Source organism: Shimia sagamensis, from assembly GCF_900182745.1.
Taxonomy (GTDB): Bacteria; Pseudomonadota; Alphaproteobacteria; order Rhodobacterales; family Rhodobacteraceae; genus Shimia; species Shimia sagamensis.
This window is the reverse complement of the sequence record NZ_FXTY01000002.1, coordinates 403,460-425,081: the sequence shown is the minus strand read 5'-3', so window position 1 is coordinate 425,081 and position 21,622 is coordinate 403,460. Positions and strand designations below refer to the sequence as shown.

Here is a 21,622-nt window from a genome sequence, read left to right as displayed (position 1 = left end):
TGGTGGCAGAGGACGGAAGTTTGATCAACGCAAAGGCGGCTCTTGCTCTGTCTAATTAACAAGCTTACTGCTTGGGCATGACAACATCACCAGCGACCTCCCCCATGCGGACGTCTGATCACGTTCGCGCCCTTATGCGTATTGGCCTGCCACTCATTGGCGGGCATGTGGCGCAGTTTGGAATCGGTTTGACCGACACGGTCATGTTGGGCTGGTACTCGGTTGAGGCCCTGGCCTCTGTGGTGCTGGGCAGCATGTTCTTCTTTGTCATTTTCATTCTGGGGTCAGGCTTTGCCATCGCGGTGATGCCGCTGGTTGCAGAGGCGGACGCGGAAGGGGATGAGCAAGCGCTGCGGCGTGTGACGCGCATGGGGCTGTGGTTGTCGGTGATCTTTGGCGTTGTGGTGCAACCACTGTTCCTGATGTCCGGCCCACTTTTGCTGGCGCTTAAACAAGCGCCTGACGTGGCCGAATTGGCGCAGGACTATTTGCGGATTGCCGGGCTAGGACTGGTGCCTGCGCTGTTGGTGATGGTGCTCAAATCTTACCTCGCAGCTTTGGAGCACACCCGCGTGGTGTTCTGGGTCACGGTGGCCGCCGTACCAGTGAACGCGGTGGTGAACTACGGGTTGATTTTTGGCAATTGGGGCCTGCCGGAAATGGGTGTCAAAGGCGCAGCAATTGCCTCGATCATTGTGCAGTTTGTGTCCCTGGTTGGTGTGATCCTCTATGCCATCAAAGCCTTGCCACAACACACGCTGTTTGCCCGCGTCTGGCGGCCAGATTGGGAAGTGTTTGCCAAAGTGTTCCGTCTTGGTTTGCCCATTGGCGTGACAAATCTGGCCGAGGTTGGGCTTTTCTCTGCGTCCTCAATCATGATGGGCTGGTTGGGCACCGTGACGTTGGCGGCACATGGTATTGCGCTGCAATTGGCCAGCCTGGCCTTCATGGTTCATCTGGGGTTGTCCAATGCTGCCACGGTGCGGGCGGGCAACGCCATGGGGCGAAAAGATGCGGATCACATGGCCCGTGGCGCTTGGGTGGCAATCGTCGCCTCGCTGCTGATTGCCTTCGTTGCGGTCGCGATCTTCTTGATTTTCCCGGAGCAGCTGCTTGGCGCCTTTATTGACCCGCAAGAGCCTCAACGCGAGGTGATCATCGCAACAGGTGTAAGCTTGCTCTACGTGGCGGCGCTGTTTCAGGTGATGGATGGTGCACAAGTGATGGCACTCGGATTGTTGCGCGGCGTGCAGGACACCCGGGGCCCAATGGTGATCGCTGCGATCAGCTATTGGGGCATTGGCGTGCCAAGTGCCTACGTGCTGGGTTTCACATTTAACTTGGGCGGCGAGGGTGTCTGGCTTGGGCTGGTCTGCGGCCTCACGGCAGCTGGTATCCTGTTGATGTATCGCTTCTGGGTAACCGATCTGACCCGCCTGCGTAAGCGGTTCTCTGAGAAAAAGGCGTCGGCCTAACACCGACGCCCCAAATTCTCATTCCACAAATATCCTGGGGAGTCCCATCTGTGATGGGGCGGGGCAACGCCCCTCCTACTTTTTGCCTTTGAGCAGGCGATCTGCCTTTTTGCGCACCAAGACAGAGCGCAGGTCATGCATGGCCAACAACAGCGTGTCGGTGATCTGCTCGAGCTGATCCGGCGTGGCCTTGGATTGCGCCCACTGTGAGGTCAAGTTGAGATGATCCACGGAGCGCAAGATGTCGTCGATGTCTCGCTCCGCGAGCAGGGCGCGGCGATCCTGCATCCATGCATCAATCTCTGCCTTGTCGTCTTTGGTCAGCTTGGTGTTGCCATGCGGTTTCACCTCGCCATTTTTGATGTTGATGACGGCAATCTGGTCCATCTCAATCCGCCGTTGGCGGTTTTCCGTATCGACACGGAAAACCATGGCGCCGTTTTCACGGACGCGGAAATAGTAGTCTGGCAGGTCACTGCTCATGGGCCACCTCTGTAGCTCTATCCGTGTTTAGGTCAGCGAGGCGCAGAAGTCTTGAATGCGCGCACAGGCGGTTTTTAGGGCTTCATCGGAGGTGGCGTAGCTGACGCGGAAATTGGGTGACAGGCCAAAGGCCGCGCCAAAGACCACAGCCACATCCGCTTCGTTCAGAAGGGCGTTGGCAAAAGCTTCGTCGGTGTCGATCACGGTGCCCTTGGGCGAGGTTTTGCCAATCAACCCGTCGATGGACGGGTAGACGTAGAACGCGCCTTCGGGTGTGGGGCAGGTGAGGCCGTCGATCTGGCTCAGCATCTCGATCACCAGGTCGCGGCGGCGCTTGAAGACGACGTTGTTAGGCGCCAGGAAGTCCTGCGTCCCGTTGAGCGCCTCAACAGCCGCCCACTGGCTGATGGAGCAAGGATTGGACGTGCTTTGGGATTGGATTTTGCGCATGGCTGCGATCAGCTCGACAGGGCCAGCCGCGTAGCCAATGCGCCAGCCAGTCATGGCATAAGCCTTGGACACACCGTTGCAGGTGAGCGTGCGGTCATAGAGGCCGGGCTCAATTTCGGCTGGGGTGCAAAATTCAAAGCCGTCATAAGCAAGGTGCTCATACATGTCGTCGGTCATCACCCAAACATGTGGGTGGCGCATCAGCACGTCTGTCAGTGCCTTGAGTTCTTCCCGGGAATAGCCTGCGCCGGTGGGATTGGACGGCGAGTTGAAGATCAGCCATTTGGTTTTGGGCGTGATCGCGGCCTCAAGTTGATCGGCGGTGAGTTTGAATTTGGTGTCCAGCGAGGTTTCCACAACAACAGGCGTGCCACCGGCGAGCAGCACCATGTCGGGGTAGCTGACCCAATAGGGCGCCGGGATGATAACCTCGTCGCCATCGTTCAGGGTGGCCATCAGCGCATTGTAAAGCGTCTGTTTGCCGCCGGTGCCGACAGAAACCTGCCCCGGGGTGTACTCCAAGCCGTGGTCGCGTTTCATTTTTGCGCAGACGGCTTGTTTCAGCTCGGGAATGCCATCCGGCGCGGTGTATTTGGTTTTGCCTGCCGCAATCGCGGCCACGGCGGCATCTTTGATGTTTTGCGGCGTGTCAAAGTCTGGCTCGCCTGCGGAGAGGCCAATCACATCACGGCCTGCGGCCTTCAGCTCGGCGGTCTTTGCTGTCATGGCGATGGTCGGGGACGGTTTCACGCGGGACAGGGTGTTGGACAGGAAAGACATTTGGGCCTCGTTTGTAATCACTGCCTCCATGTCTTAGGGTGCGCAGGAATGCCGTTCAAGGCAGAAACCAAAGGAATGTATATGTCACAGGACCAAGTGGAACCGCTGACCGACGAAGGTTGGTATGGTGAGGACGTGGCAACCTTTGGTGATCGCTTGGCCGCCGCGCGGGACGCGGCGGGTCTGAAACAAGGCGAGCTGGCAAAACGTTTGGGCATCAAACGCAGCACTCTGTCCAATTGGGAAGGCGACCTGAGCGAGCCACGTGCCAACCGGCTGTCGATGATGGCGGGCTTGTTGAATGTCTCTGTGGGCTGGTTGCTGACCGGCGACGGGGACGGCGTGGAGATGCCCGGCGACGAAGAAACCGCGGATACGGACCTATTGGCGATTGTGCAGGAAATCCGTGTGATCCGCAGCCGCATGAAAAATGATCTAGAGAAGCTTGCGCGTTTGGAAAAAGCGCTGCGCAATAAGGTGTGACGATGATCGACGTGCCCACAAGGACCCCGAATCCGGCAAATGAAACCCATGAGAATCGCCTGAAACGCATGCAGATGCGCTCGATGCGGCGCGGGATCAAAGAGATGGACATTATTCTGGAGCGCTATGCGGCGGACAATTTGTCCTCCATGGATGCGGCGACGCTGGATCTGTACGATTCTTTGCTACACGAGAATGATCAGGACTTATATCAATGGGTTACGGGGCAAAAACCGGCTCCGGCGCAGTTTTCTGCGATGATTTTGGACATTTCCAAAGCCATCAGTGGCCGTAACTGACGCGAATTTGTGACGTCTTTTGGACGGTTTAACCACTTGTTGGGCTTTATCCGTCAGTCTTGTTGTCAGACAAAGCTGACGGAGAACTAGAATGAGCTTTCATTCATCAATGGAAAGCGGGCCAGAGCAGTCGTTTATGACTGATTATTTGGACTCGCTGGCGCTTGTTGAGCGCCTGCACCGGCTGTTGCTGGATGTGATCAAAGACGAGTTTGAGCGTGTTGGGGTTATCGAAATTAACGCGGTACAGGCGCTGTTGCTTTTCAATATTGGCGACAACGAGGTGACCGCGGGCGAACTCAAGACACGCGGATATTACCAAGGCTCCAATGTGAGCTACAACCTGAAGAAGCTGGTTGATGCGGGTTACATGCATCATCAGCGTTGCGAGATCGACCGCCGCTCTGTGCGGGTGCGCCTAACCGACAAAGGCCGTGAAATCCGCGACGTGATTTCAAAGCTGTTTGCGCGTCATGCCGAAGGCCTTCAGGCCAAAGGTGTACTGGGCGAAGACGGAATCGAGCAGATCACCCACGCGCTGCGTCGTGTGGAGCGGTATTGGACCGACCAGATCCGCTACATCTACTAAATTCCCGGACACCCTAGAACGGGGAATCCGCGGCTTTTGCGCGCCCGCCTAGAAAGGCACGGCGCGCTTTTCCTATTTCGGGTGTCCAACTAAGGCCGGTTCTGTACGGTGATGCTGTTCATCAGCGGCGTGTCGACCAGCGCCAGAGACAAACCTTCCAATTCGCGCAGAAGTTTGCGCGTCATTGCCGCCTCGTAATCCGCAAACCCATATGCAACTTCAACAAAGGCATCTGGGCCACGTGTGACCCAAGCGTCAAAGTAGGCCACCAAACTGGCGGTTTCCTCTCGGGATTCACCACTGGGACGTGTTGAACCGGGACCAATCACCAACGCATTCACAGTTATTTGCTCGGACATGAGGATGTCGCGAGGCAGGGGGCCTGTGTTGGCTTTGCCATCACCGGAGATGTCCAAAGTCCAACGCCAGCACGCAGGCTGCGCTTGCAACAAGTCAGCACCAAAGGCAATGGCAGGTCCCAATCCGGTGGAGACATCCATTTTAGGGCGACCCGTTTTGCGCAATGTGGTGGTTACATCAGACAAAACACTAGGCGAGGTGATGTCTGTCCATGGAACAATCAAGTTCTGGTGGTCTGGCCCACTCCATTCAAAAACTGATAACGCCACAGGTGGGGTGCCGGGTTGCAGCAGCGCCTTAGCCACGCTTGCGTTCTCAAAAGCGGCGGCCAAACCATTGATTTGCATGCGATATTCGGCGTCATCTACGGACCCGGACACGTCCAAACCAAGCGCGAGGGCTTGCCGGCATTGGGCCTGGGCAGCTTGAGACAGGCACAGAGAAAACACGGTAAAGGCGGTGGTGAAAGCAAATCGAAAGTTCAAGGGTGCAAGTCCAACTGACCCAGTACTGTTACGGAAAGTTCACGGGAAAGTTTGCGACGCATGGCGTTCTCAAAATCGTCAAACCCGTCTGCCACTTCAACAAAAGCGGCAGGGCCACGAATCAACTCGCGTTTGTAATAGGTCACCATATCGCCGGGTTGCGCACCAAGGTCGGCGGCTTTTTCGCCAAAAGTTTCAATCGCCAACGCGTTGACCGTGACACCGTCAAGAGGGAAGGCGTTGTAGGCTTGTTTTGGGGTGAAGCCGTCGTTGTTTTCCCCATCTCCGCTCACATCCAAAACCTGAACGTCACAGGGAGGAGCCTCCCGAAACAGCCGGGCTGCATGGCCAACGGCGTGGCCCAAAGCAGTTGGGAATTCGGTGGTGGACCGTTTGGAGAGGGCCAATTGGGCTGCGCTTTCCAAAAGGGTCTGGCGGCTGTCGATGACGGTCCAGTCCAGCAGTGTGTGGTGTTGCGTGCGGCCGCTCCATTCATAGACAGAAAAGGCCACCGAATGAGGAGCGTTTAGGAAGGCGGCTTGCACTTCTGGCGCGGTGAGCGCTGCGGCCAATCCACGACGTTGCAGCATGTCCTCTTGGGCATCCACGGAAGAGCTGACATCCAGCGCAAGCAGCAACGCGATACGGCACACAGGTGGCGTGGTGGCCGCAGAAGGAGGAGGGGAGGCCGTGAGGGCCATCCCCAAAAGCGCGACATATGCCGCGCGGCGTATCACCAGTGACCGGAGCTCTCCATGCTGGCCCAAGGCTCAGCCGGAGGCAGGGCATCACCCTGCTGAAGCAGCTCAATTGAAATGTTGTCAGGCGACCGCACAAAAGCCATGCGCCCGTCACGCGGAGGGCGATTGATCACAACGCCATTGTCGGCGAGGTGTTGGCACATCTCGTAGATGTTGCCGACCTCATAGGCGAGGTGACCAAAATGGCGACTGTCAGACGGCAGGCCCTCGTCGCCGTCCCAGTTGTGGGTGAGCTCCAAAGGTGCATCATGGTCGCCATCTGCGGCCAAATAGACCAGCGAGAAACGGCCTTCTTCGCTGTCGTAGCGTTTGATTTCTTTGAGGCCAAACAGCGCATAAAACGCCATGGAGGCCTCCAGATCCGCGACGCGGACCATTGTGTGCAGGTATTTCACATGCATCTAAGTATTCCTTGGTTGGTGTTGGCGCTATCAAAACACAGAGCGGATACCAAAATCCAGACCATATTGCAGGGTTTCATATTGGGTCACGTTGCTGTGATTACGTTTGTAGTTCAATCTGATTTCAGGTGCGAAGCCATAGAGGTCCCATTGATCCATCACCAAACTGAGCGCTGCAGTGTACTGATTGTCTCTGCGGGGATCCGGGATCTCACGGGGATAATCATACCACCGCCCTTCGTATTCGAAGGACAATCTAGGCAAGCCGCCGGCAATGCGGGTGTCGCTGCTGTAAACCACTCCAAGCCGGAGATTGTCGTGTGCAATGGCGTTGGACTCGGATTTTTTATCACCAAGCCGACCATAAACGTTGATCTGCCCGCCGCGTTTGAAATGATATCCGTAGGTGCCGCCCAATTCGATCAAATCAGAATCCCTGATCGACGCATCTTTGCGCCAGGTGCGTTCAAAGCTTCCCAATGCGGTGATGTAGGAGCGCTCTGACAGGCCAAACCGGTTGGATCCCCATAGACGGAGATAGTTTGAAAGGTGATCACCGCCATAGGTGTTTGCACCTGCAGTGAAGCCCAGCCGCGAGATTCTTTGCATTGTGTTGGGTTGCCGCTCTCCGCGCCAGGTTTGAATGACGTGGCCTTCTAACCGCGTATAGGCAAAATCACTGGCCCGTGCATTTGGATTGGTTTCTTTTGCGTGCTCAGACAACACGTATTGGCGGGTTTCAAAGCTAATCCCAAAAGTCAGCCGCTCACGGTTCTCAGCGAGCGGGCGGTAAAATGCTTTGAAGCCCGTTTCGATTTCTAATCCAGAAAGGGGTTCCGCTTCGGGATTCACAAAAACCAATCCGCCCCAATAAAGGCGATTGTCTCGGGAGCCGTTGTTTATGTTGGAGGAGGGCCGAATGCCAATAGACAAGGCATATTGCCAAGGGTTTGTGTCGCGTACGTAGCGGAAGTCACGGATTGCGCGCAGCCGCGATTGCTCGTCTGGGGCAACCTCTGCTGCGCGTCGCAGCCAGAGCTGGCTTGCCGACTTTTGGCCGTTAGCGCTGAGGGATTGCGCCATGACCATCGCTGTGACGTAGCGCATTTTTGCAGACGTTGCAGACTCAAAGGCCATTGACGCATGGGTTTGAGCCCCCTTGTAGTCCCCTTTGGACCGTAAAGTTTGCGCGGCGATCAAATGGGCTTGTGCGTCGGAACTGTCAGACGCAATGAGAGCAGTTGCAATACTCAGGGCCGCCTCGCTATTGCCAGACAGCATATGCTTGGCGGCCAATTGGCGTGCGTCTTCCTTGGGAATATCGACTGTTTGGGCTTCAGTCATCCCAACGCACGTCAGAAGGACTGCTGCTGCGTTAAGAAGAAAATGACGCATCAAATTAGTCGATGATGAAGCCGCCTGTTTCACGCGAATTATCCTCTGTCAACAAAACAATGCCCGCCAGCTCTTCGCCGTTTGGACCTGCAAAAAGCGCATCCCAAGTGCCGGCATTGTCCGCGCCGCCGGAAATATTGACGCTGCCTTGTTTGAGGGAGGCATTTTCGTGATCAATTGATGTCAAAACCAGAGAAAGGTTGGGCAGTGTGCCGCCATCGCTGACACCGGCAGAGTCGTAAGTGTCTCGATTGTAAATCGCGCCAACCGCGGTACCTGTGCCAGCGTCGTCAAAGTCCAGAACTATCCGTGTGTCGCCAGTGACAAATTGGGCCACAGTGTTTGAATCTTCCGAAGTGGTAATGCGGACCCCTGCATATTCGCCGGAATACACGTAGTTTCCGTCATTGGGCAGGGTGACATCGGCGCTGAACCGTTGGGTTGCTGCGCCGGCAAAGCCCGTGTCTCTAAAGCCGTTGGTACCTGCAGCTACAACTTGGCTGTTGCCGCTGTCTGAGCGGCGAAACACAGCAAAGTAGTGCATTTCAGCATCGGAAGTTGCCGGATTGCTTTCATAAGCGGCAAAACCGTTGGAGAGTGCTGCGCCGGAAATCAAGGTATAGGTGTCGTCGGCGGCATCAAAGGGCAGGTTGGTCAATTTGAGTTCGCTGGTTTTTTCGTTGTAGTCAACGGCGTTCAAAGTCAGCTGGTCAGAGTCACTTTCCAAAAACACTTCATTGACGGCAACTGTTGTGTCTCCACTGTTGCCAGAATCGCCTCCGGTCCCCGTGCCGTTCAAACTTACGTTTCCGCTGCAAGCCGCCAGAGCCGATAATGCCAGTGTGCCGAAAATCTGTTTCATTTGTCTGCCTATGAAGAATGCCTTTTGGGCCTATTTTTCGCACATTTTCGCACTATGGTTGAATAGTCAACGTGATTTTTCTCTCCGTTTGAAGGCGTGTTGTAGATGGAACAACGGAACACGTGCCGCGCTTTTTGGTAGTCCTATCGCATTGAAACTTGGCGCCAAGTGCTGCACGATGGAGGCTCACTTTCTGAATGTAGGGCGGGCAAATTTTGCAGCAGTATCACGACGCACTTCGCACCATTTTGGACCATGGTGAAGAGTCCACCGACCGAACCGGCACCGGCACCATTTCCCACTTTGGCATGCAGTCGCGCTACCGTCTGTCAGATGGCTTTCCCCTAGTGACCACCAAGAAGCTGCATCTGCGCTCAATCATCCATGAACTGCTGTGGTTTTTATCGGGTGACACCAACATCAAATACCTGAAAGACAACGGTGTTTCCATTTGGGACGAATGGGCAGACGAGAACGGCGACCTTGGGCCTGTTTATGGGTACCAGTGGCGGGCGTTTCCCACATTGCAGGCATCTGGTATTGCGCATGAAGGGGAACCGCTATTTGTGAAAAAAGGCGTGGATCAGATTGCCAATCTGGTGGAGATGATCAAAATCTCACCCGATAGCCGACGGTTGATTGTGTCTGCCTGGAACCCCGGTGATGTGCCACAGATGGCGTTGCCGCCGTGTCATACGATGTGGCAGGTGCGCATTATCAACGGCAAGTTGCATTTGCAGCTGTATCAGCGCAGTGCCGATATGTTCCTTGGTGTGCCGTTCAATATTGCGTCTTACGCGTTGTTGCAGGTGATGCTGGCACATGTAACCGGCTATGAAGTGGGCGATTTTGTGCATTCAATTGGCGATGCGCATATTTATTCCAACCACTTGGATCAGGTGAATTTGCAGTTGTCTCGCACGCCAAAAGCCTTGCCGCAGTTGCTCTTGAAACGCGATGTGAGTTCGATTTTTGACTTCGAATATGATGACTTTGAGTTTGTCGGGTATGAGCCTGACCCAGGCATCAAAGCGCCGGTGGCGGTGTAATCATGATTTCATTGGTTGTCGGACGTGCGCGCAATGGGGCGATTGGTCGGGATGGGGACATTCCCTGGTTCTTGCCGGAAGATTTGAAGACGTTTCAACGCGAAACACTTGGGGGCGCGATCATCATGGGGCGGGCAACCTGGGTGAGTCTGCCGAAGAAGCCTTTGCCGCGACGGTTTAATATTGTTGTGTCTTCTCAAAACGATGCGGCGGATGTGGTGGTGCCAAGCGTGGCCGAGGCAGTGAAGCTGGCCTATGCGGAGGGCTATCATCGGGTCTATGGCATTGGCGGATTTGGCATCTATTCCGAGATGCTGCCTTTGGCGGATCGGTTGTTGATTTCAGAGGTGGCTATGGAGGTACCGGATGCGGATACGTTTTTCCCGGAAGTGGATCTTGCTGAGTGGCGGCTGGGCTCCTCTCGGGTGTTGCCTGGGGATGGTCCGACGTGCGAGGTTCGCGAGTATCTGCGGCGTTGATGCAATCCAGAAATGAGCGAAACACATTGTTCTGCAGGACCAAATTGACAGTTTCCACGTCTAGGCAGTAGGTTAACAGAAGTTAACCACGTTGTTTCAGCCATTGGAGCTTGGGCCCTATGAAGCGTTTTTCCATTCTTGTTGCCGCATTAACTTTGACCGTGGCCGCGCCCATTTCGGCGCAAACCTGGAGCAGCAATGCGCCGGTGATCGGTCCCGTGAACCAACCTGAGGGTATGTTGATGCACCCGTACCCCGCGTCCACAAATTTTTGCCCCAATGGCTTGCAGCCAGTGACCATGGGCGGCGTGATTTGTTGTGGCAACCCAAATACCGGTGAAGTGTATTACAACGCCGGTGGTTCCCGTAAGCGCAGCTACAGCATGAGCTGCCCGCCGGGCACTAAGGGCTGTTCCTAAGTCAGCATCGCAAAACAAAACGCGCGCCGATGGGGCGCGCGTCTGTTGCAGAAAGGGGCGCGAAATGGCGCCCCAATCTTATTATAGAACTTTGAGCTCACCCGCCATATCGCGGCCGTCTCGACCTTGGGTCATTTCAAATTCAACTTTTTGATTGTCAGTCAGGCCTTTTAGTCCAGACCGTTCAACAACGGAAATATGGACAAAAACATCCTTTCCGCCTTCTTCCGGTTCGATGAACCCAAAGCCTTTTGTGGTGTTAAACCACTTTACGGTACCGCGTGGCATACCGTTCTCCTCTATATTCACTTTTAGTCAATCCGGGCTGGGGCCCGATGGTGCAAAAATTACTAGATCTGAAAGCACGCTTTCAGAGGCACGAAAAAACTGCACCACCTAGAGGATTGCACGGCTCCCGCAAAAATCAAGAAAAACCGCAGTGAATTTTGAAATCAGTTGCTTTAAGTCTTTTGGGGAACCGAATAGAGGGCCAAAAATGATCACGCTATATGGGCTAAAAAATTGCGATACGTGCCGCAAGGTTTTGAAGTTATTGGAAAATGCGAATTTTATTGACGTGCGGAGCGAAGGAGTGCCGGAAGAGACACTGAAGGCGGCTTTTGAACAGTTTGGAGCCGCTTTGGCGAACACGCGCTCAACCACATGGCGAAATTTGAGTGACGAAGAGCGGGCAAAACCGGTGTTGGAGCTTTTGGTTGAGCATCCAGCGCTGATGAAACGACCGCTGATTGAGCAGGGTGGAGTGCTCTATTTGGGGTGGGACAAAGCCACCCAAGCCGCCTTGATCTAAGCTCAAAAGCCCGCGCCAACAGCGCGGGCTTTTCATTTGTTGGCGGAAACTTTAAGCGGGGTCGCGGCGTTTAAACAGTGCGTCCAGTGAAAGCGGGCCTGCGCCTTTTAGGACCAGGACCGCAAAGAGGAACACCCACATCATGCGCTGGTCAATCAGGGCTTGCGCGCTGTCAAAGAGGGAACCAAGCGCAACCCCGTGGCCTGTCACATCAACAATCGTCTGCACGGCAATAAAACCAATCATGCCGATGGCAGCGAGTCGTGTGAGCAAACCGAGCAGGATCAGTACTGGAAGCACAAACTCCGCAACTGTGCCGGCGAAGATCACCAGGCGTTGGAAAAGGTTCATTTGAGAGACATCCCAGACCACAGCTTCGGCGGCTTTCGGGAAGATCTGGCCAAAGGCACCAGCGGACGGAGAAAAGATCGAACCATCGATTTTCAGCATCGCAGAGTTCCAGAAGTAGAAAAACAGCACCATCAGGAAGGTCAGGCGCGCCAAAGTCGGAACCAGCCAGTCGAGGCGACTTAAGCGGTCAATGAGGTCTTGATAGAGGGTGATGAGATTGGACATAGAGACCTCCGGTTATGTCGAAATAGTAATGGAAGTCAGGGCGTTGCCCGACATAAGTAAAGTGAGGAGCGCGCCAAGATCAAAGGTGGCGGCTGCTTCGGTGGCTTTGGTAGCTGCGACGCCAAGCGTGTCACCCGCACGCAAACTGGTCAGGCATACATAGCCGCCAGGCGGCAGGGCATGTGGTTCCGGATCAAACTCCGGACGCAGGATGATCACGTCTTGCGCGATAGCTTCGGGTTTGGGGCCATCCTGCATGTTGAAAGCCCAAATAGCGTGCAAAGGCCATGGTGATTGAAAGGCCAAGACTGCCGGTGCAAAGGTGAAAGTGACATCACCAAGCTGTTCCGGCGGTATCGCGGCCAGCGCATCGGGCTCGATCGGCGGCGTGTCGGCGGCGTGATAGCTTTGGCGCAGTGCGAGTTCGAGGTCTGCCACGTCACCGAGGTAGCCGAGATGCGCGAGGGGTTCGAAGTCGCGTAGGAAGTCCGGGAAACCCGCCCCATAGTGCATCATCAAAGGTGAAGCCGGGGGGGATTGGCGCAGGAAAATACCTGCTATGGCGTTGAAGTTCTCATCGCCGATGAGTTTCGCAATGGTTGGAAAACCGGTTGCCAACGCGTCGGTGAGGGAGACCGCCACATTGTTGCGGTAGACGTCAAACCGGCGTCCCGCAGGTTGGCCTTCGGCGTCGGACAAACCAAGTGGTCGGTCCTGTTGGCTGTCCAAAATGGCGCTCCGAAAAGTGGTTTGCGTGACAGTCATGCCGTCACCTTTGATAGGGCGGTTTCCGCACGTTCGGCTTCGGCGTGCAAGATCGGCCACTCAGGCACATCGGTGTCCCATTCGATCAGGATGGGGCGCGGACCAGACAATGCCAGCGTGTGGTCGAGCAATGCCCAAACCGGATCAACAATAGGCGCACCGTGGCTGTCAATCAGCAGCGGTTTGCCGTGGTCGTCTTCGTCCTCGTCGTGGCCGCCGAGGTGAATTTCCCTCACATGTTCAAGCGGATAGTCGGAGATGTATTGCTTTGGGTCGTAGTTCAGGTTGGTTGCGGAGACAAAGACGTTGTTCACGTCCAGCAACAGGCCGCAACCTGTACGCTTTGCCACCTCACGCAGGAAATCCGGCTCAGACAAAGTGCTTTCGTCAAAGGCCAGATAGCTGGAGGGGTTTTCCAGCATCATCTGCCGCCCAATAGTGGTTTGTAATTCGTCGATGTGATCGCAAACGCGGGTGAGTGTGTCTTCTGTGTAAGGCAGGGGGAGCAGGTCATTGAGGAAGGCCCCATCGTGGGTGCTCCAGGCCAGGTGCTCAGAGAAGACAGTGGGATTGAGCCAATCGACCAGGTGTTTCAGACGGGCAAGGTGTGCAGAATCCAATGGGCCTTCGCCACCAATTGAGAGCCCGACACCATGCACCGAGATGGGGAAGCGTTTGGTGAGTTCCCGCAGTTGCGCAATGGGGCGCCCCCCGTCTCCCATGTAGTTTTCTGCATGGACTTCGAGCCAACCGACTGAGCCAGGATTGGCGATCAAGTCATTATAATGCTGCGGCTTATAGCCGACACCAGGCAAGTTGGGCAGGCCTTTGGGTGGGTGTGGCGCATCATACATCAGGTAAATCCTTAAGAGGGTAGGTCACGAGGCAAGGCCTCAAGTGAGGGCGTGCGAGGGGCGCCGTCCGCCATGGCGGGCAAAGGTATGTCGAGGCAGGTGCCAGACTCCACAAGGGTCCAAGCATTTCCTTGGTAATCGACAGTCGAAGTGCCGGCGCAAGTGGTGCCGGGGCCTGCGGCACATCCATTTTCACCAGCTTTGGCTACACCGTAGCACTTCTCCTTTTTAGCTGCGTCGGCAGGTGCAGCCTGTAAGGCCAGCGCGGTCGCAACGGCGCTAAAGAGAGGGAGTGTTTTGATGGAATGGGTCATGACTTTGGATCCTGAAACAGAAGCGTTGGCAAAAACGAACATAAACTCAGGGGCAGTATGGCATTTTTTGTGTGATTTGGGGTGTTTGGGTGAAGCCCCGGCGCACCGGGGCTTCGAAAGTCTGACTTAGGACTTTGGCAGGTCGCGCTCCAGCGCTTCCAAAGAGCCCATGCGGGCTTTGCCGTCTGCCATGGCTGGCAGTTCCATAGAGGCGCAGGTGCCCGCATCAACGAGTTTCCAAGCGTTGCCTTGGTAGTCGGAAGTGGATGTACCGGCGCATGTTGTGCCTGGGCCGGCGGCGCAGTCGTTCTGACCTGCGAGGGAAACGCCGTAGCACTTCTCTTTTTCAGCGGCCACAGCGGTGGTGGCGTGTGCGGACAGGGCTGCGGCTACGGCGCTTGCTACTGCGAGGGTTTTTACGGTGTTGGACATTGGTTCTCTTCCCTTGTGAATGTCTAAAACTCGGCCGCCTTGCTGATCTGTGTGTGATCGTTTGCTCGGTGGCATGAGTAGAGATTAGGTCGGAGCGCGCTTCAAAGGCCAATCACGGGGCTGTGTGTCACAGACGCGTTAGATGGCGTGACGGTTTCGTGAAGATTCCAGCGCTGGAAGGTTGATTTTCCTTCAAAATTGAAACAGGCGCGCCCGGTTTCCCGTAACGCGCCTGCTGAAATGTTGCAAAAGCTGTTAGGCCAAATCGGGTGGCGTTGCCTCTTGTGACAATTGGCTCACGATTTCGTCCAAAGACTGGACTTTGCTTTGCTTTTCGCCAAGGCGGCGGGTGGAGACCGTGCGTTCCTCGATCTCTTTCTTACCAATCGCCAAGATCACCGGCACTTTGCCCACGGAGTGTTCGCGGACTTTGTAGTTGATCTTTTCATTGCGCAGGTCAGCCTCGGCACGCACGCCAACGGCTTTCAATGCTTCGACCACTTCAAGGCAGTACTCATCGGCATCAGACACAATTGCGGCCACAACTACCTGACGTGGGGCGATCCAGAACGGCAGTTTGCCCGCGTGTTCCTCGATCAGGATGCCGATGAAGCGTTCAAAAGAGCCGAGGGTGGCGCGGTGCAACATGATGGGGCGGTGTTTGTCGCCATCCGCACCAATGTAGCTGGCGTCCAGACGTTCCGGCAGGTTTGGATCCACCTGGAGCGTGCCGCACTGCCAATTCCGGCCAATGGCGTCGGTCAGGGTGAACTCAAGTTTCGGGCCGTAAAACGCGCCTTCACCTTCAAGAATTTCAAACTCGTGGCCAGCTGCATTACAAGCGTCGCCCAGAGCTTTCTCTGCGTAGTCCCAGCTTTCGTCCGTTCCGATACGCTTTTCCGGGCGGGTGGACAGTTTGATGGTCCAGTCGTTGAAGCCCAGATCAGAATAGATTTCGGATAGGAAGTCGATGAACTTCTTGGTTTCCGAGGTGATCTGATCGCCGGCACAGAAGATGTGACCATCGTCTTGAGTAAAGCCGCGCACACGCATGATGCCATGAAGCGCGCCGGAGGGTTCATAACGGGCGCAGGAGCCAAACTCAGCCATGCGCAGGGGCAGGTCACGGTATGACTTCAGACCTTGGTTGAACACCTGCACGTGGCAAGGACAGTTCATAGGCTTAAGCGCGTTCACAGCCTTTTCACGGGCGTGGTCTTCGTCCACTTCCACAATGAACATGTTTTCCTGGTACTTGTCCCAGTGGCCTGAGGCTTCCCAGAGTTTGCGGTCAACCACCTGAGGCGTGTTCACCTCAACATAGCCGCCAGCTTCCTGCTTACGACGCATGTAGTCTTGCAAAGTGGTGTAGATGCGCCAGCCGTTGGGGTGCCAGAAGATTTGACCAGGGGCCTCTTCCTGCATGTGGAACAGGTTCATTTCGCGCCCCAGCTTGCGGTGGTCGCGTTTTTCGGCCTCTTCCAGCATGTGCAGGTGGGCTTTGAGGTCTTCTTTGTTTTTGAAGGCAACGCCGTAAATTCGCTGCAGCATCGCGCGGTCGCTGTCGCCACGCCAATAGGCACCTGCCACGGACATAAGTTTGAAGGCGTCGGCAGGCACCTGACCGGTGTGTTGCAGGTGTGGGCCGCGGCAGAGGTCCTGCCAGTGGCCATGCCAGTACATGCGCAGCGGCTCGTCGCCGGGAATGGACTCGATCAGTTCTACTTTGTACGGCTCGTTGTTGGCCTCGTAGAACTTAACGGCGCGATCACGGTCCCAGATTTCGGTGGTCACAGGCTCACGTTTGTTGATGATCTCTTTCATCTTCTTTTCGATGCGGCTGAGATCTTCGGGGGTAAACGGCTCCTCGCGGTCAAAGTCGTAGTACCAGCCGTTTTGAATCACAGGACCAATGGTGACTTTCACGTCAGGCCAGAGTTCTTGCACAGCGCGGGCCATGATGTGGGCGCAGTCGTGCCGGATCAGTTCCAGTGCTTCGACGTCGCTGTCCTTGAGGGTGTTGATCGCAATGGTTGCGTCAGCTTCAATTGGCCATTGCAGGTCCCAATGCTGGCCATCCACAGTTGCGGAAATGGCCTTTTTGCCAAGGGAGGTTGAGATCGACGATGCGACCTCAAGAGGGGTTGTGCCGCTCTCGTAAGAACGTGCGTTACCATCAGGAAAAGTAAGGGAAATATCGGCCATTAGCCTCAAGCTCCTCGTCAGTTTGGCGCCCACGGAACGCCCGGTTGCAAGTATATGGTTCGGCGCTTTCATGAACCTTAGAAAGGGGCAAGTCAAGCGGGGTTTATCCCTTCTGCGCAGAGGGTTAAGGTCAGGTCAAATCAAGGAGAGAATTCGGGCCATGACCGTCACGCAGTTTTTTGACACGCCGCAGGGACGGCGCATAGCTTATCACAAGAGCGGCACCAAAGGGCCAACGGTTGTGTTCCTGGGCGGGCTGAAGTCTGACATGGAAGGCACCAAAGCGGTGCAGCTTGAGGCGTGGGCGCAGGCACGTGGACAGAAGTTTTTGCGGTTTGACTATTCCGGGCACGGAGAGAGTGATGGCGCGTTTGAAGACGGCTGCATTGGGGATTGGCACGAGGACACGGTCGCGGCGATCCATGCTTTGACAGATGGGCCGTTGATCGTGGTTGGATCGTCGATGGGCGGTTGGCAAGCGTTGCTATTGGCCAAAGCCATGCCAGAGCGCATTCAAGGCATGGTGACCATCGCTGCCGCGCCGGATTTCACCGAGGACAGCTATTGGGCGGGGTTCTCACCTGAACAGAAAGCGCAGCTTGAGGCGGAGGGGCAGGTGGCTTTGCCGTCTGATTACATGGAGCCCTACATCATCACCAAGCGCATGATTGTAGATGGGCGAGACCGGTTGGTTCTGCGCGCGCCATTGGCGTTGCCTTTCCCGACACGGTTCCTGCAAGGGACGGAAGATACCGCGGTGAACAGCTCGGTTGCCTACCAGTTGTTGGATCACGTGGAAGGAGACGACATCCAGCTGCAAATGGTCAAAGGAAAGGATCATCGCTTCTCCGATTCAATTTGTCTAAAATTGATCGAATTGAAGGTTGAGGAGGTGATTGGGGCATCTCAATTTTCACAATGACGACATTCCGGCGATTTGGGTGCGATAATAAGTATCCTCGTCAGGGCGCATCGTGGGTGTCAAGAATTGCGGCGTGTGTGAAAGGTTTTGACAGATGAATTCGACCGATTTGACGATGGAGCAGCGAGTCAGTTTGATCACTTTGGCCGTAAAAGATGTGCAGGCCTCGGCGCGGTTTTACGATGGCTTGGGCTGGCAGCGCGCAACGGGGCCGGACGACCCAGACGAGGTTGTGGCCTACAATCTGCCAGGTCAAACCTTGGGGCTCTATTCAAAATCGATGCTGGCCAAGGATTTGGGCATTCCCGAAGAGGCCATTGGTGGCTTTTCGGGCGTGACACTGTCGTACAATGTGCGATCAAAAAACGAGGTCGCACCGGTGCTGGATCTGGTCGTGCGGGCAGGAGGGCGTATCTTGAAACCCGCAAGTGAGATCTTTTGGGGGGGCTACATCGGGTACTTCTGTGATCCGGACGGTCACGTTTGGGAAGTTGCCCATAACCCATTCTCGCCGTTGGACAAAGATGGCGCATTCCGATGGGGTGGATATTGAACGTTTCACACAGGATGGCTTGACCTAGAGGCTCTCTCTGTCACAGTTACCCACAACAAAAAGAGTATATAAGGGGTAGAGCATGCAGGAGCCTATCGTTCTGCTGCCGGGCATGATGTGTGATGCGCGTTTGTTTGCGCATCAGGTCGCGGATTTGTCGAAAGATCATTTGGTGACGGTGGCGCCGATGACGCAGGGAGAGCGGATCAGCGAAATTGCCTCGTCTTTGATCCCGCATTTGCCACCGAAGTTTGCTCTGGCTGGTCTCAGCATGGGTGGCATTGTTGCCATGGAGTTGCTGCGCAAAATACCGGATCGCATCACCCGTATTGCCTTTATGGATACCAACCCATTGGCGGAAACCCCAGCGAGTGCAGCGAGTTATGAGCCCTTAATTGTTGGCGCACGCGCCGGGCGCTTGGATGAGGTTTTGGCGGAGTTTATGCGACCAGAGTATTTGGCACCGGGACCTCAGCGGAATGAGGTTTTGACACAGGTGCTTGATATGGGGCGCAGTTTGGGGGCGGAAACGCTTGTGCGGCAAGCGCGCGCCTTGCAGCGAAGACCGGATCAACAGGGCGCATTGCGGCGGTGCAAATGTCCCGCACTGGTGCTGTGTGGCGAACATGATGGCCTCACGCCAGTGAAGCGGCACAGCTTTATGGCGGAGCTAATCCCTTATGCGGAGCTCGAAATCATTGCAGATGCCGGGCATTTGCCAACCTTGGAGCAGCCGGAAGCCACAACACTGGCCTTGCGTAAGTGGTTAGAGCAACCTTTGATCCTCAGATGAGGATGCTATCAGACCAAACAAAGCGAAAAATCCGCCGTGCCAAAGCTTGGGTGCGGTTGAAAGTGCCGCCAGGCATGCGTTTTCTGCTTGGCGTGACGTTGATGGTTTTTGGTGTGTTTGGGTTCTTGCCGGTGTTGGGATTTTGGATGCTGCCGTTGGGCGTTGCGGTTGCGGCCATGGACATCAAGTGGATAAAGAGCAAGCTGGCCAAGATGTTTGGCCGTTGATGACTAGGCTTCCAGTTCCTGCACGATCTCAGCAGCCAACCCAAAGGACTTGAGCCGAGCCGTGTGGTCATGGATCATGCCGGTGAGCATAATTTCATCAGGTTGATGGCTGTCGATCAAAGCACGTATTTGCTCTTTGACCATGGCTTTGGTGCCAACCGCTGTGACCCGCAAGGCATGGTTGACCAATCGGGCTTCGGCGTCAGTTGCCACATCTTCAAAACGGTCGACGGGCGTGGGCAATGGCCCGGGGATGCCTTTGCGCAGATTCAGAAAACCTTGTTGCGGGGACGTGCGCAGACGGCGTGCCTCTGCTTCGGTTTCAGCCACAAAAACATTCACGGCGATCATGAAATGCGGCTTTGGCGTTTTACCGACCGTAAACCGATGGCGATAGAGGTCCGCGGCTTCTTCCAGAGAATCTGGGGCAAAGTGAGAGGCAAAAGCATAAGGTAGTCCCAGCTGTGCAGCGAGCTGTGCGCCAAATAGGCTGGATCCCAGGATCCAAATCGGCACGTTGGTGCCTTCGCCGGGAATAGCGCGAACCGTTTGTCCTCTCTCTGAGGTCTGAAATAGCCCAATGAGGTCAACGACATCCTGTGGAAAGTGGTCTGCGCCAGCCAAACCGCGCCGGAGAGCGGAGGCTGTTTTCATGTCAGTGCCAGGTGCCCGCCCTAAACCAAGGTCAACACGGTCAGGGTAAAGTGACGCGAGAGTCCCAAATTGTTCCGCGACGATCAGTGGCGGATGATTGGGCAACATGATGCCACCAGCCCCGACGCGCATAGTTTGCGTCGCCGCAAGGATTTGACCAATCAATACTGCTGTGGCGGATGACGCGATGCCCGGCATGTTGTGATGCTCGGCGATCCAATAACGCGTGTATCCCCAGCGTTCCGCGTGTTGTGCCAAGTCGAGCGAATTGCGCAACGCGTCTGCGGCTGTGGCGCCTTGTGGAACGGGCGACAGGTCGAGCAGTGAGTAAGGGATCATGGCGCGCTCCGGGCACTTAAAGGAGTTCACCATATAGAGTGCTTTCCGTGCAAAGCTAGAGCTGTGGTGCCGGTTAGAAAAAGAAAAGCGGGCTGTTGTGACCCGCTTCTCCGTAAAATTGTAACTAGCCGTTAAGTGCCGTAAGATTTGACTGCGCCCATGACATCTTGGGCAGCACCGGTCAAAGCCCCCGCAATCAAATCCAGCTCCTCGGTCTTCAAACGGGCAGGCAGGCGCACGTCACAGGCCGACATCAGCATTGTGCGAGTTTTGGGAAGCTCTTGTTTTTCAGGCACAAACTGCCAATTCCAAAAGGCGCGGGCGTTGTCGGTGGATTGACCAAAAACTTGCACTTTCACGCCACGGGCATTGGCGGCGTCTTGGAATGCAAGGATTTGCGGGTTGTTCAAACCTTCGAGGTTGAACTGGATGGAATCTGGCGCACGCTCTTCTGCTGGCAGTTTCTCCGGAACTTGCAGCCAAGCAGAGGCGTTGAGCAGGCCCGCCACATAGTCGTGGTTGGCGCGGCCGTCACGCACGCGACGTGGGACTTCGTCCAATTGCGGGCGGATGATTGCTGCAGAGAGGTTGGAGAGGCGGAGATTGTACAGCGGCAGGAGGTTTTGCCAACGGGCAAAGGCCGCCGCCAGTTCGCCGGTGTTGTCGCCTTCCGGGGCTTTGTGCTTCTTCCAGTTGTGCTCATAGGCGCCAGACATGATCACCGCACGGGCAATCAAGTTGGCGTCGTCAGACACCATGATACCACCTTCACCCGCATTGATCAGCTTGTAAGACTGGAACGAGAAGCAGCCAACCTTGCCAATGGTGCCGATGTTGCGGCCATGCCACGTGGTGCCAAGGCTATGGGCGGCGTCTTCAATCACCGGGATATTACGGGCCTCGCAAAGCGCCATAATGGCGTCCATGTCTGAGGTATGCCCGCGCATGTGGCTGATGATCACGGCGGAGATGTTGTCATCCAGTCGCGCTTCAAAGTCTGCCAGATCGATGCGGTAGTTGTCCCCAACTTCACAGAGGACCGGCACCAGGTCGGCGTGCACCACAGAGGACGGCACCGCAGCGAAGGTGAAAGCGGGCAGCAAAACGCGAGCGTCACGCGGCAGGTCCAGAGCTTTTAGGGACAGGAACAATGCTGCGGAGCAGGACGACACAGCCAGCGCGTATTTGCTGCCCAACATCGCCGCAAATTCCGACTCCAGCAGGGCAACCGGCGCATTTTCGGCCGCTGTGTAGCGGAACAGGTCGCCGGAGTGCAGCAGGCGCTCGATCTCTTCGCGGGCGGTGGCGGGAATGGGTTCCGCGTCATACACATTGGGAGGCAATGCCATAGTTTTCAACTTTCTTAAGTTGTGTTTTCGAAAACATAAAACAATGCGCCAGCACAGG

At 55.7% G+C, this 21,622-nt stretch carries 28 protein-coding genes; 12 read left to right on the top strand and 16 right to left on the bottom strand.

Annotated features, from left to right (window positions below; all coding sequences use genetic code 11):
• Window positions 1-104: 104 nt before the first annotated feature.
• Window positions 105-1,475, top strand: a complete 1,371-nt coding sequence (locus QOL67_RS06525; RefSeq protein WP_283425157.1) for an MATE family efflux transporter — start codon at window positions 105-107, stop codon at window positions 1,473-1,475.
• Window positions 1,476-1,550: 75 nt separating this feature from the next.
• Here the strand turns inward: QOL67_RS06525 and QOL67_RS06520 are convergent, their stop codons facing one another.
• Complete coding sequence (locus tag QOL67_RS06520) at window positions 1,551-1,958, bottom strand: hypothetical protein (RefSeq protein ID WP_283425156.1); 408 nt, start codon at window positions 1,956-1,958, stop codon at window positions 1,551-1,553.
• Between the two features lie 27 nt (window positions 1,959-1,985).
• Entirely contained in the window at window positions 1,986-3,188 is a 1,203-nt protein-coding gene (locus tag QOL67_RS06515; RefSeq protein ID WP_283425155.1) for a pyridoxal phosphate-dependent aminotransferase, read from the bottom strand.
• Between the two features lie 81 nt (window positions 3,189-3,269).
• On the opposite strand from QOL67_RS06515, the gene QOL67_RS06510 reads away from it, so the two are divergent.
• The 3 genes from QOL67_RS06510 (at window position 3,270) to QOL67_RS06500 (ending at window position 4,559) form a co-directional block, all read left to right on the top strand.
• Window positions 3,270-3,671: a helix-turn-helix domain-containing protein gene (locus tag QOL67_RS06510; RefSeq protein WP_283425154.1), complete on the top strand. Its 402-nt coding sequence runs from the start codon at window positions 3,270-3,272 to the stop codon at window positions 3,669-3,671.
• A 2-nt stretch (window positions 3,672-3,673) separates the two neighbouring features.
• Window positions 3,674-3,970 carry a succinate dehydrogenase assembly factor 2 gene (locus QOL67_RS06505; RefSeq protein ID WP_283425153.1) on the top strand — a complete coding sequence of 99 codons (297 nt, stop codon included), beginning with the start codon at window positions 3,674-3,676 and terminating at the stop codon, window positions 3,968-3,970.
• A 91-nt stretch (window positions 3,971-4,061) separates the two neighbouring features.
• Window positions 4,062-4,559, top strand: coding sequence for a MarR family winged helix-turn-helix transcriptional regulator (locus QOL67_RS06500; protein ID WP_283425152.1), 498 nt, complete (start codon window positions 4,062-4,064; stop codon window positions 4,557-4,559).
• 89 nt (window positions 4,560-4,648) lie between these two features.
• Here the strand turns inward: QOL67_RS06500 and QOL67_RS06495 are convergent, their stop codons facing one another.
• From QOL67_RS06495 to QOL67_RS06475, 5 genes are read right to left on the bottom strand one after another with little or no spacing between them, the layout of a single operon-like run.
• Window positions 4,649-5,404 carry a DUF1194 domain-containing protein gene (locus QOL67_RS06495; protein WP_283425151.1) on the bottom strand — a complete coding sequence of 252 codons (756 nt, stop codon included), beginning with the start codon at window positions 5,402-5,404 and terminating at the stop codon, window positions 4,649-4,651.
• Window positions 5,401-6,141, bottom strand: coding sequence for a DUF1194 domain-containing protein (locus tag QOL67_RS06490; RefSeq protein ID WP_283425150.1), 741 nt, complete (start codon window positions 6,139-6,141; stop codon window positions 5,401-5,403). Before QOL67_RS06490 ends, QOL67_RS06495 begins: the two co-directional genes overlap by 4 nt.
• Window positions 6,138-6,566, bottom strand: a complete 429-nt coding sequence (locus QOL67_RS06485) for a VOC family protein (RefSeq protein ID WP_283425149.1) — start codon at window positions 6,564-6,566, stop codon at window positions 6,138-6,140. The genes QOL67_RS06490 and QOL67_RS06485 overlap by 4 nt, the downstream gene beginning before the upstream one ends.
• A 30-nt stretch (window positions 6,567-6,596) precedes the next feature.
• The gene (locus QOL67_RS06480) at window positions 6,597-7,910 is read right to left on the bottom strand and encodes a surface lipoprotein assembly modifier (protein WP_283425148.1); all 1,314 of its coding nucleotides are present in this window, start codon (window positions 7,908-7,910) and stop codon (window positions 6,597-6,599) included.
• Window positions 7,911-7,965: 55 nt separating this feature from the next.
• On the bottom strand, window positions 7,966-8,823 hold the full coding sequence (locus QOL67_RS06475; protein ID WP_283425147.1) for a hypothetical protein: 858 nt from the start codon (window positions 8,821-8,823) through the stop codon (window positions 7,966-7,968).
• A gap of 215 nt (window positions 8,824-9,038) precedes the next feature.
• Between QOL67_RS06475 and QOL67_RS06470 the strand changes: the two genes are divergently transcribed.
• The 3 genes from QOL67_RS06470 to QOL67_RS06460 all read left to right on the top strand — a co-directional run bounded on the left by QOL67_RS06470 (window position 9,039) and on the right by QOL67_RS06460 (window position 10,770).
• Entirely contained in the window at window positions 9,039-9,872 is an 834-nt protein-coding gene (locus QOL67_RS06470; RefSeq protein WP_283425146.1) for a thymidylate synthase, read from the top strand.
• Between the two features lie 2 nt (window positions 9,873-9,874).
• Window positions 9,875-10,351, top strand: a complete 477-nt coding sequence (locus tag QOL67_RS06465; protein WP_283425145.1) for a dihydrofolate reductase — start codon at window positions 9,875-9,877, stop codon at window positions 10,349-10,351.
• Window positions 10,352-10,470: 119 nt separating this feature from the next.
• Entirely contained in the window at window positions 10,471-10,770 is a 300-nt protein-coding gene (locus tag QOL67_RS06460; protein ID WP_283425144.1) for a hypothetical protein, read from the top strand.
• Window positions 10,771-10,851: 81 nt separating this feature from the next.
• On the opposite strand, the gene QOL67_RS06455 is transcribed toward QOL67_RS06460, so the two are convergent.
• On the bottom strand, window positions 10,852-11,058 hold the full coding sequence (locus tag QOL67_RS06455) for a cold-shock protein (protein ID WP_283425143.1): 207 nt from the start codon (window positions 11,056-11,058) through the stop codon (window positions 10,852-10,854).
• Window positions 11,059-11,269: 211 nt separating this feature from the next.
• Here QOL67_RS06455 and QOL67_RS06450 point away from each other — a divergent pair, with 211 nt between their 5' ends.
• Window positions 11,270-11,581: an ArsC/Spx/MgsR family protein gene (locus QOL67_RS06450; RefSeq protein WP_283425469.1), complete on the top strand. Its 312-nt coding sequence runs from the start codon at window positions 11,270-11,272 to the stop codon at window positions 11,579-11,581.
• Window positions 11,582-11,632: 51 nt separating this feature from the next.
• Here the strand turns inward: QOL67_RS06450 and QOL67_RS06445 are convergent, their stop codons facing one another.
• From QOL67_RS06445 to thrS, 6 genes are all read right to left on the bottom strand, one after another.
• A complete protein-coding gene (locus QOL67_RS06445) occupies window positions 11,633-12,157 on the bottom strand; it encodes a DoxX family membrane protein (protein ID WP_283425142.1) in 525 nt (174 codons plus the stop codon).
• 12 nt (window positions 12,158-12,169) lie between these two features.
• Window positions 12,170-12,922 carry an HvfC/BufC N-terminal domain-containing protein gene (locus QOL67_RS06440; RefSeq protein ID WP_283425141.1) on the bottom strand — a complete coding sequence of 251 codons (753 nt, stop codon included), beginning with the start codon at window positions 12,920-12,922 and terminating at the stop codon, window positions 12,170-12,172.
• Window positions 12,919-13,776 carry an MNIO family bufferin maturase gene (gene bufB, locus QOL67_RS06435; RefSeq protein WP_283425140.1) on the bottom strand — a complete coding sequence of 286 codons (858 nt, stop codon included), beginning with the start codon at window positions 13,774-13,776 and terminating at the stop codon, window positions 12,919-12,921. Before bufB ends, QOL67_RS06440 begins: the two co-directional genes overlap by 4 nt.
• 11 nt (window positions 13,777-13,787) lie before the next feature.
• Entirely contained in the window at window positions 13,788-14,090 is a 303-nt protein-coding gene (locus tag QOL67_RS06430; protein WP_283425139.1) for a BufA1 family periplasmic bufferin-type metallophore, read from the bottom strand.
• Window positions 14,091-14,216: 126 nt separating this feature from the next.
• Window positions 14,217-14,522: a BufA1 family periplasmic bufferin-type metallophore gene (locus QOL67_RS06425; RefSeq protein WP_283425138.1), complete on the bottom strand. Its 306-nt coding sequence runs from the start codon at window positions 14,520-14,522 to the stop codon at window positions 14,217-14,219.
• A 255-nt stretch (window positions 14,523-14,777) separates the two neighbouring features.
• On the bottom strand, window positions 14,778-16,727 hold the full coding sequence (gene thrS, locus QOL67_RS06420) for a threonine--tRNA ligase (protein WP_283425137.1): 1,950 nt from the start codon (window positions 16,725-16,727) through the stop codon (window positions 14,778-14,780).
• Window positions 16,728-16,887: 160 nt separating this feature from the next.
• Between thrS and QOL67_RS06415 the strand changes: the two genes are divergently transcribed.
• The 4 genes from QOL67_RS06415 (at window position 16,888) to QOL67_RS06400 (ending at window position 19,222) form a co-directional block, all read left to right on the top strand.
• Window positions 16,888-17,649, top strand: a complete 762-nt coding sequence (locus QOL67_RS06415; RefSeq protein ID WP_283425136.1) for an alpha/beta fold hydrolase — start codon at window positions 16,888-16,890, stop codon at window positions 17,647-17,649.
• Window positions 17,650-17,764: 115 nt separating this feature from the next.
• Window positions 17,765-18,202, top strand: coding sequence for a VOC family protein (locus tag QOL67_RS06410; protein ID WP_283425468.1), 438 nt, complete (start codon window positions 17,765-17,767; stop codon window positions 18,200-18,202).
• A gap of 82 nt (window positions 18,203-18,284) precedes the next feature.
• On the top strand, window positions 18,285-18,995 hold the full coding sequence (locus QOL67_RS06405; RefSeq protein WP_283425135.1) for an alpha/beta fold hydrolase: 711 nt from the start codon (window positions 18,285-18,287) through the stop codon (window positions 18,993-18,995).
• Window positions 18,992-19,222, top strand: coding sequence for a hypothetical protein (locus QOL67_RS06400; RefSeq protein WP_283425134.1), 231 nt, complete (start codon window positions 18,992-18,994; stop codon window positions 19,220-19,222). The genes QOL67_RS06405 and QOL67_RS06400 overlap by 4 nt, the downstream gene beginning before the upstream one ends.
• 3 nt (window positions 19,223-19,225) lie before the next feature.
• Here the strand turns inward: QOL67_RS06400 and QOL67_RS06395 are convergent, their stop codons facing one another.
• Together QOL67_RS06395 and QOL67_RS06390 are read right to left on the bottom strand one after the other, a co-directional pair.
• Window positions 19,226-20,215, bottom strand: coding sequence for an LLM class flavin-dependent oxidoreductase (locus QOL67_RS06395; protein ID WP_283425133.1), 990 nt, complete (start codon window positions 20,213-20,215; stop codon window positions 19,226-19,228).
• Window positions 20,216-20,346: 131 nt separating this feature from the next.
• Window positions 20,347-21,564, bottom strand: coding sequence for a DegT/DnrJ/EryC1/StrS family aminotransferase (locus tag QOL67_RS06390; protein ID WP_283425132.1), 1,218 nt, complete (start codon window positions 21,562-21,564; stop codon window positions 20,347-20,349).
• Window positions 21,565-21,622: the final 58 nt, after the last annotated feature.

Coding starts and splice junctions, on each gene's coding strand:
- QOL67_RS06525 (WP_283425157.1), top strand. CDS start 105: ATGCGGACGTCTGATCACGTTCGCGCCCTTATGCGTATTGGCCTGCCA.
- QOL67_RS06520 (WP_283425156.1), bottom strand. CDS start 1,958: ATGAGCAGTGACCTGCCAGACTACTATTTCCGCGTCCGTGAAAACGGC.
- QOL67_RS06515 (WP_283425155.1), bottom strand. CDS start 3,188: ATGTCTTTCCTGTCCAACACCCTGTCCCGCGTGAAACCGTCCCCGACC.
- QOL67_RS06510 (WP_283425154.1), top strand. CDS start 3,270: ATGTCACAGGACCAAGTGGAACCGCTGACCGACGAAGGTTGGTATGGT.
- QOL67_RS06505 (WP_283425153.1), top strand. CDS start 3,674: ATGATCGACGTGCCCACAAGGACCCCGAATCCGGCAAATGAAACCCAT.
- QOL67_RS06500 (WP_283425152.1), top strand. CDS start 4,062: ATGAGCTTTCATTCATCAATGGAAAGCGGGCCAGAGCAGTCGTTTATG.
- QOL67_RS06485 (WP_283425149.1), bottom strand. CDS start 6,566: ATGCATGTGAAATACCTGCACACAATGGTCCGCGTCGCGGATCTGGAG.
- QOL67_RS06480 (WP_283425148.1), bottom strand. CDS start 7,910: ATGACTGAAGCCCAAACAGTCGATATTCCCAAGGAAGACGCACGCCAA.
- QOL67_RS06475 (WP_283425147.1), bottom strand. CDS start 8,823: ATGAAACAGATTTTCGGCACACTGGCATTATCGGCTCTGGCGGCTTGC.
- QOL67_RS06465 (WP_283425145.1), top strand. CDS start 9,875: ATGATTTCATTGGTTGTCGGACGTGCGCGCAATGGGGCGATTGGTCGG.
- QOL67_RS06460 (WP_283425144.1), top strand. CDS start 10,471: ATGAAGCGTTTTTCCATTCTTGTTGCCGCATTAACTTTGACCGTGGCC.
- QOL67_RS06455 (WP_283425143.1), bottom strand. CDS start 11,058: ATGCCACGCGGTACCGTAAAGTGGTTTAACACCACAAAAGGCTTTGGG.
- QOL67_RS06445 (WP_283425142.1), bottom strand. CDS start 12,157: ATGTCCAATCTCATCACCCTCTATCAAGACCTCATTGACCGCTTAAGT.
- QOL67_RS06440 (WP_283425141.1), bottom strand. CDS start 12,922: ATGACTGTCACGCAAACCACTTTTCGGAGCGCCATTTTGGACAGCCAA.
- bufB (WP_283425140.1), bottom strand. CDS start 13,776: ATGTATGATGCGCCACACCCACCCAAAGGCCTGCCCAACTTGCCTGGT.
- QOL67_RS06430 (WP_283425139.1), bottom strand. CDS start 14,090: ATGACCCATTCCATCAAAACACTCCCTCTCTTTAGCGCCGTTGCGACC.
- QOL67_RS06425 (WP_283425138.1), bottom strand. CDS start 14,522: ATGTCCAACACCGTAAAAACCCTCGCAGTAGCAAGCGCCGTAGCCGCA.
- thrS (WP_283425137.1), bottom strand. CDS start 16,727: ATGGCCGATATTTCCCTTACTTTTCCTGATGGTAACGCACGTTCTTAC.
- QOL67_RS06415 (WP_283425136.1), top strand. CDS start 16,888: ATGACCGTCACGCAGTTTTTTGACACGCCGCAGGGACGGCGCATAGCT.
- QOL67_RS06410 (WP_283425468.1), top strand. CDS start 17,765: ATGGAGCAGCGAGTCAGTTTGATCACTTTGGCCGTAAAAGATGTGCAG.
- QOL67_RS06405 (WP_283425135.1), top strand. CDS start 18,285: ATGCAGGAGCCTATCGTTCTGCTGCCGGGCATGATGTGTGATGCGCGT.
- QOL67_RS06400 (WP_283425134.1), top strand. CDS start 18,992: ATGAGGATGCTATCAGACCAAACAAAGCGAAAAATCCGCCGTGCCAAA.
- QOL67_RS06395 (WP_283425133.1), bottom strand. CDS start 20,215: ATGATCCCTTACTCACTGCTCGACCTGTCGCCCGTTCCACAAGGCGCC.
- QOL67_RS06390 (WP_283425132.1), bottom strand. CDS start 21,564: ATGGCATTGCCTCCCAATGTGTATGACGCGGAACCCATTCCCGCCACC.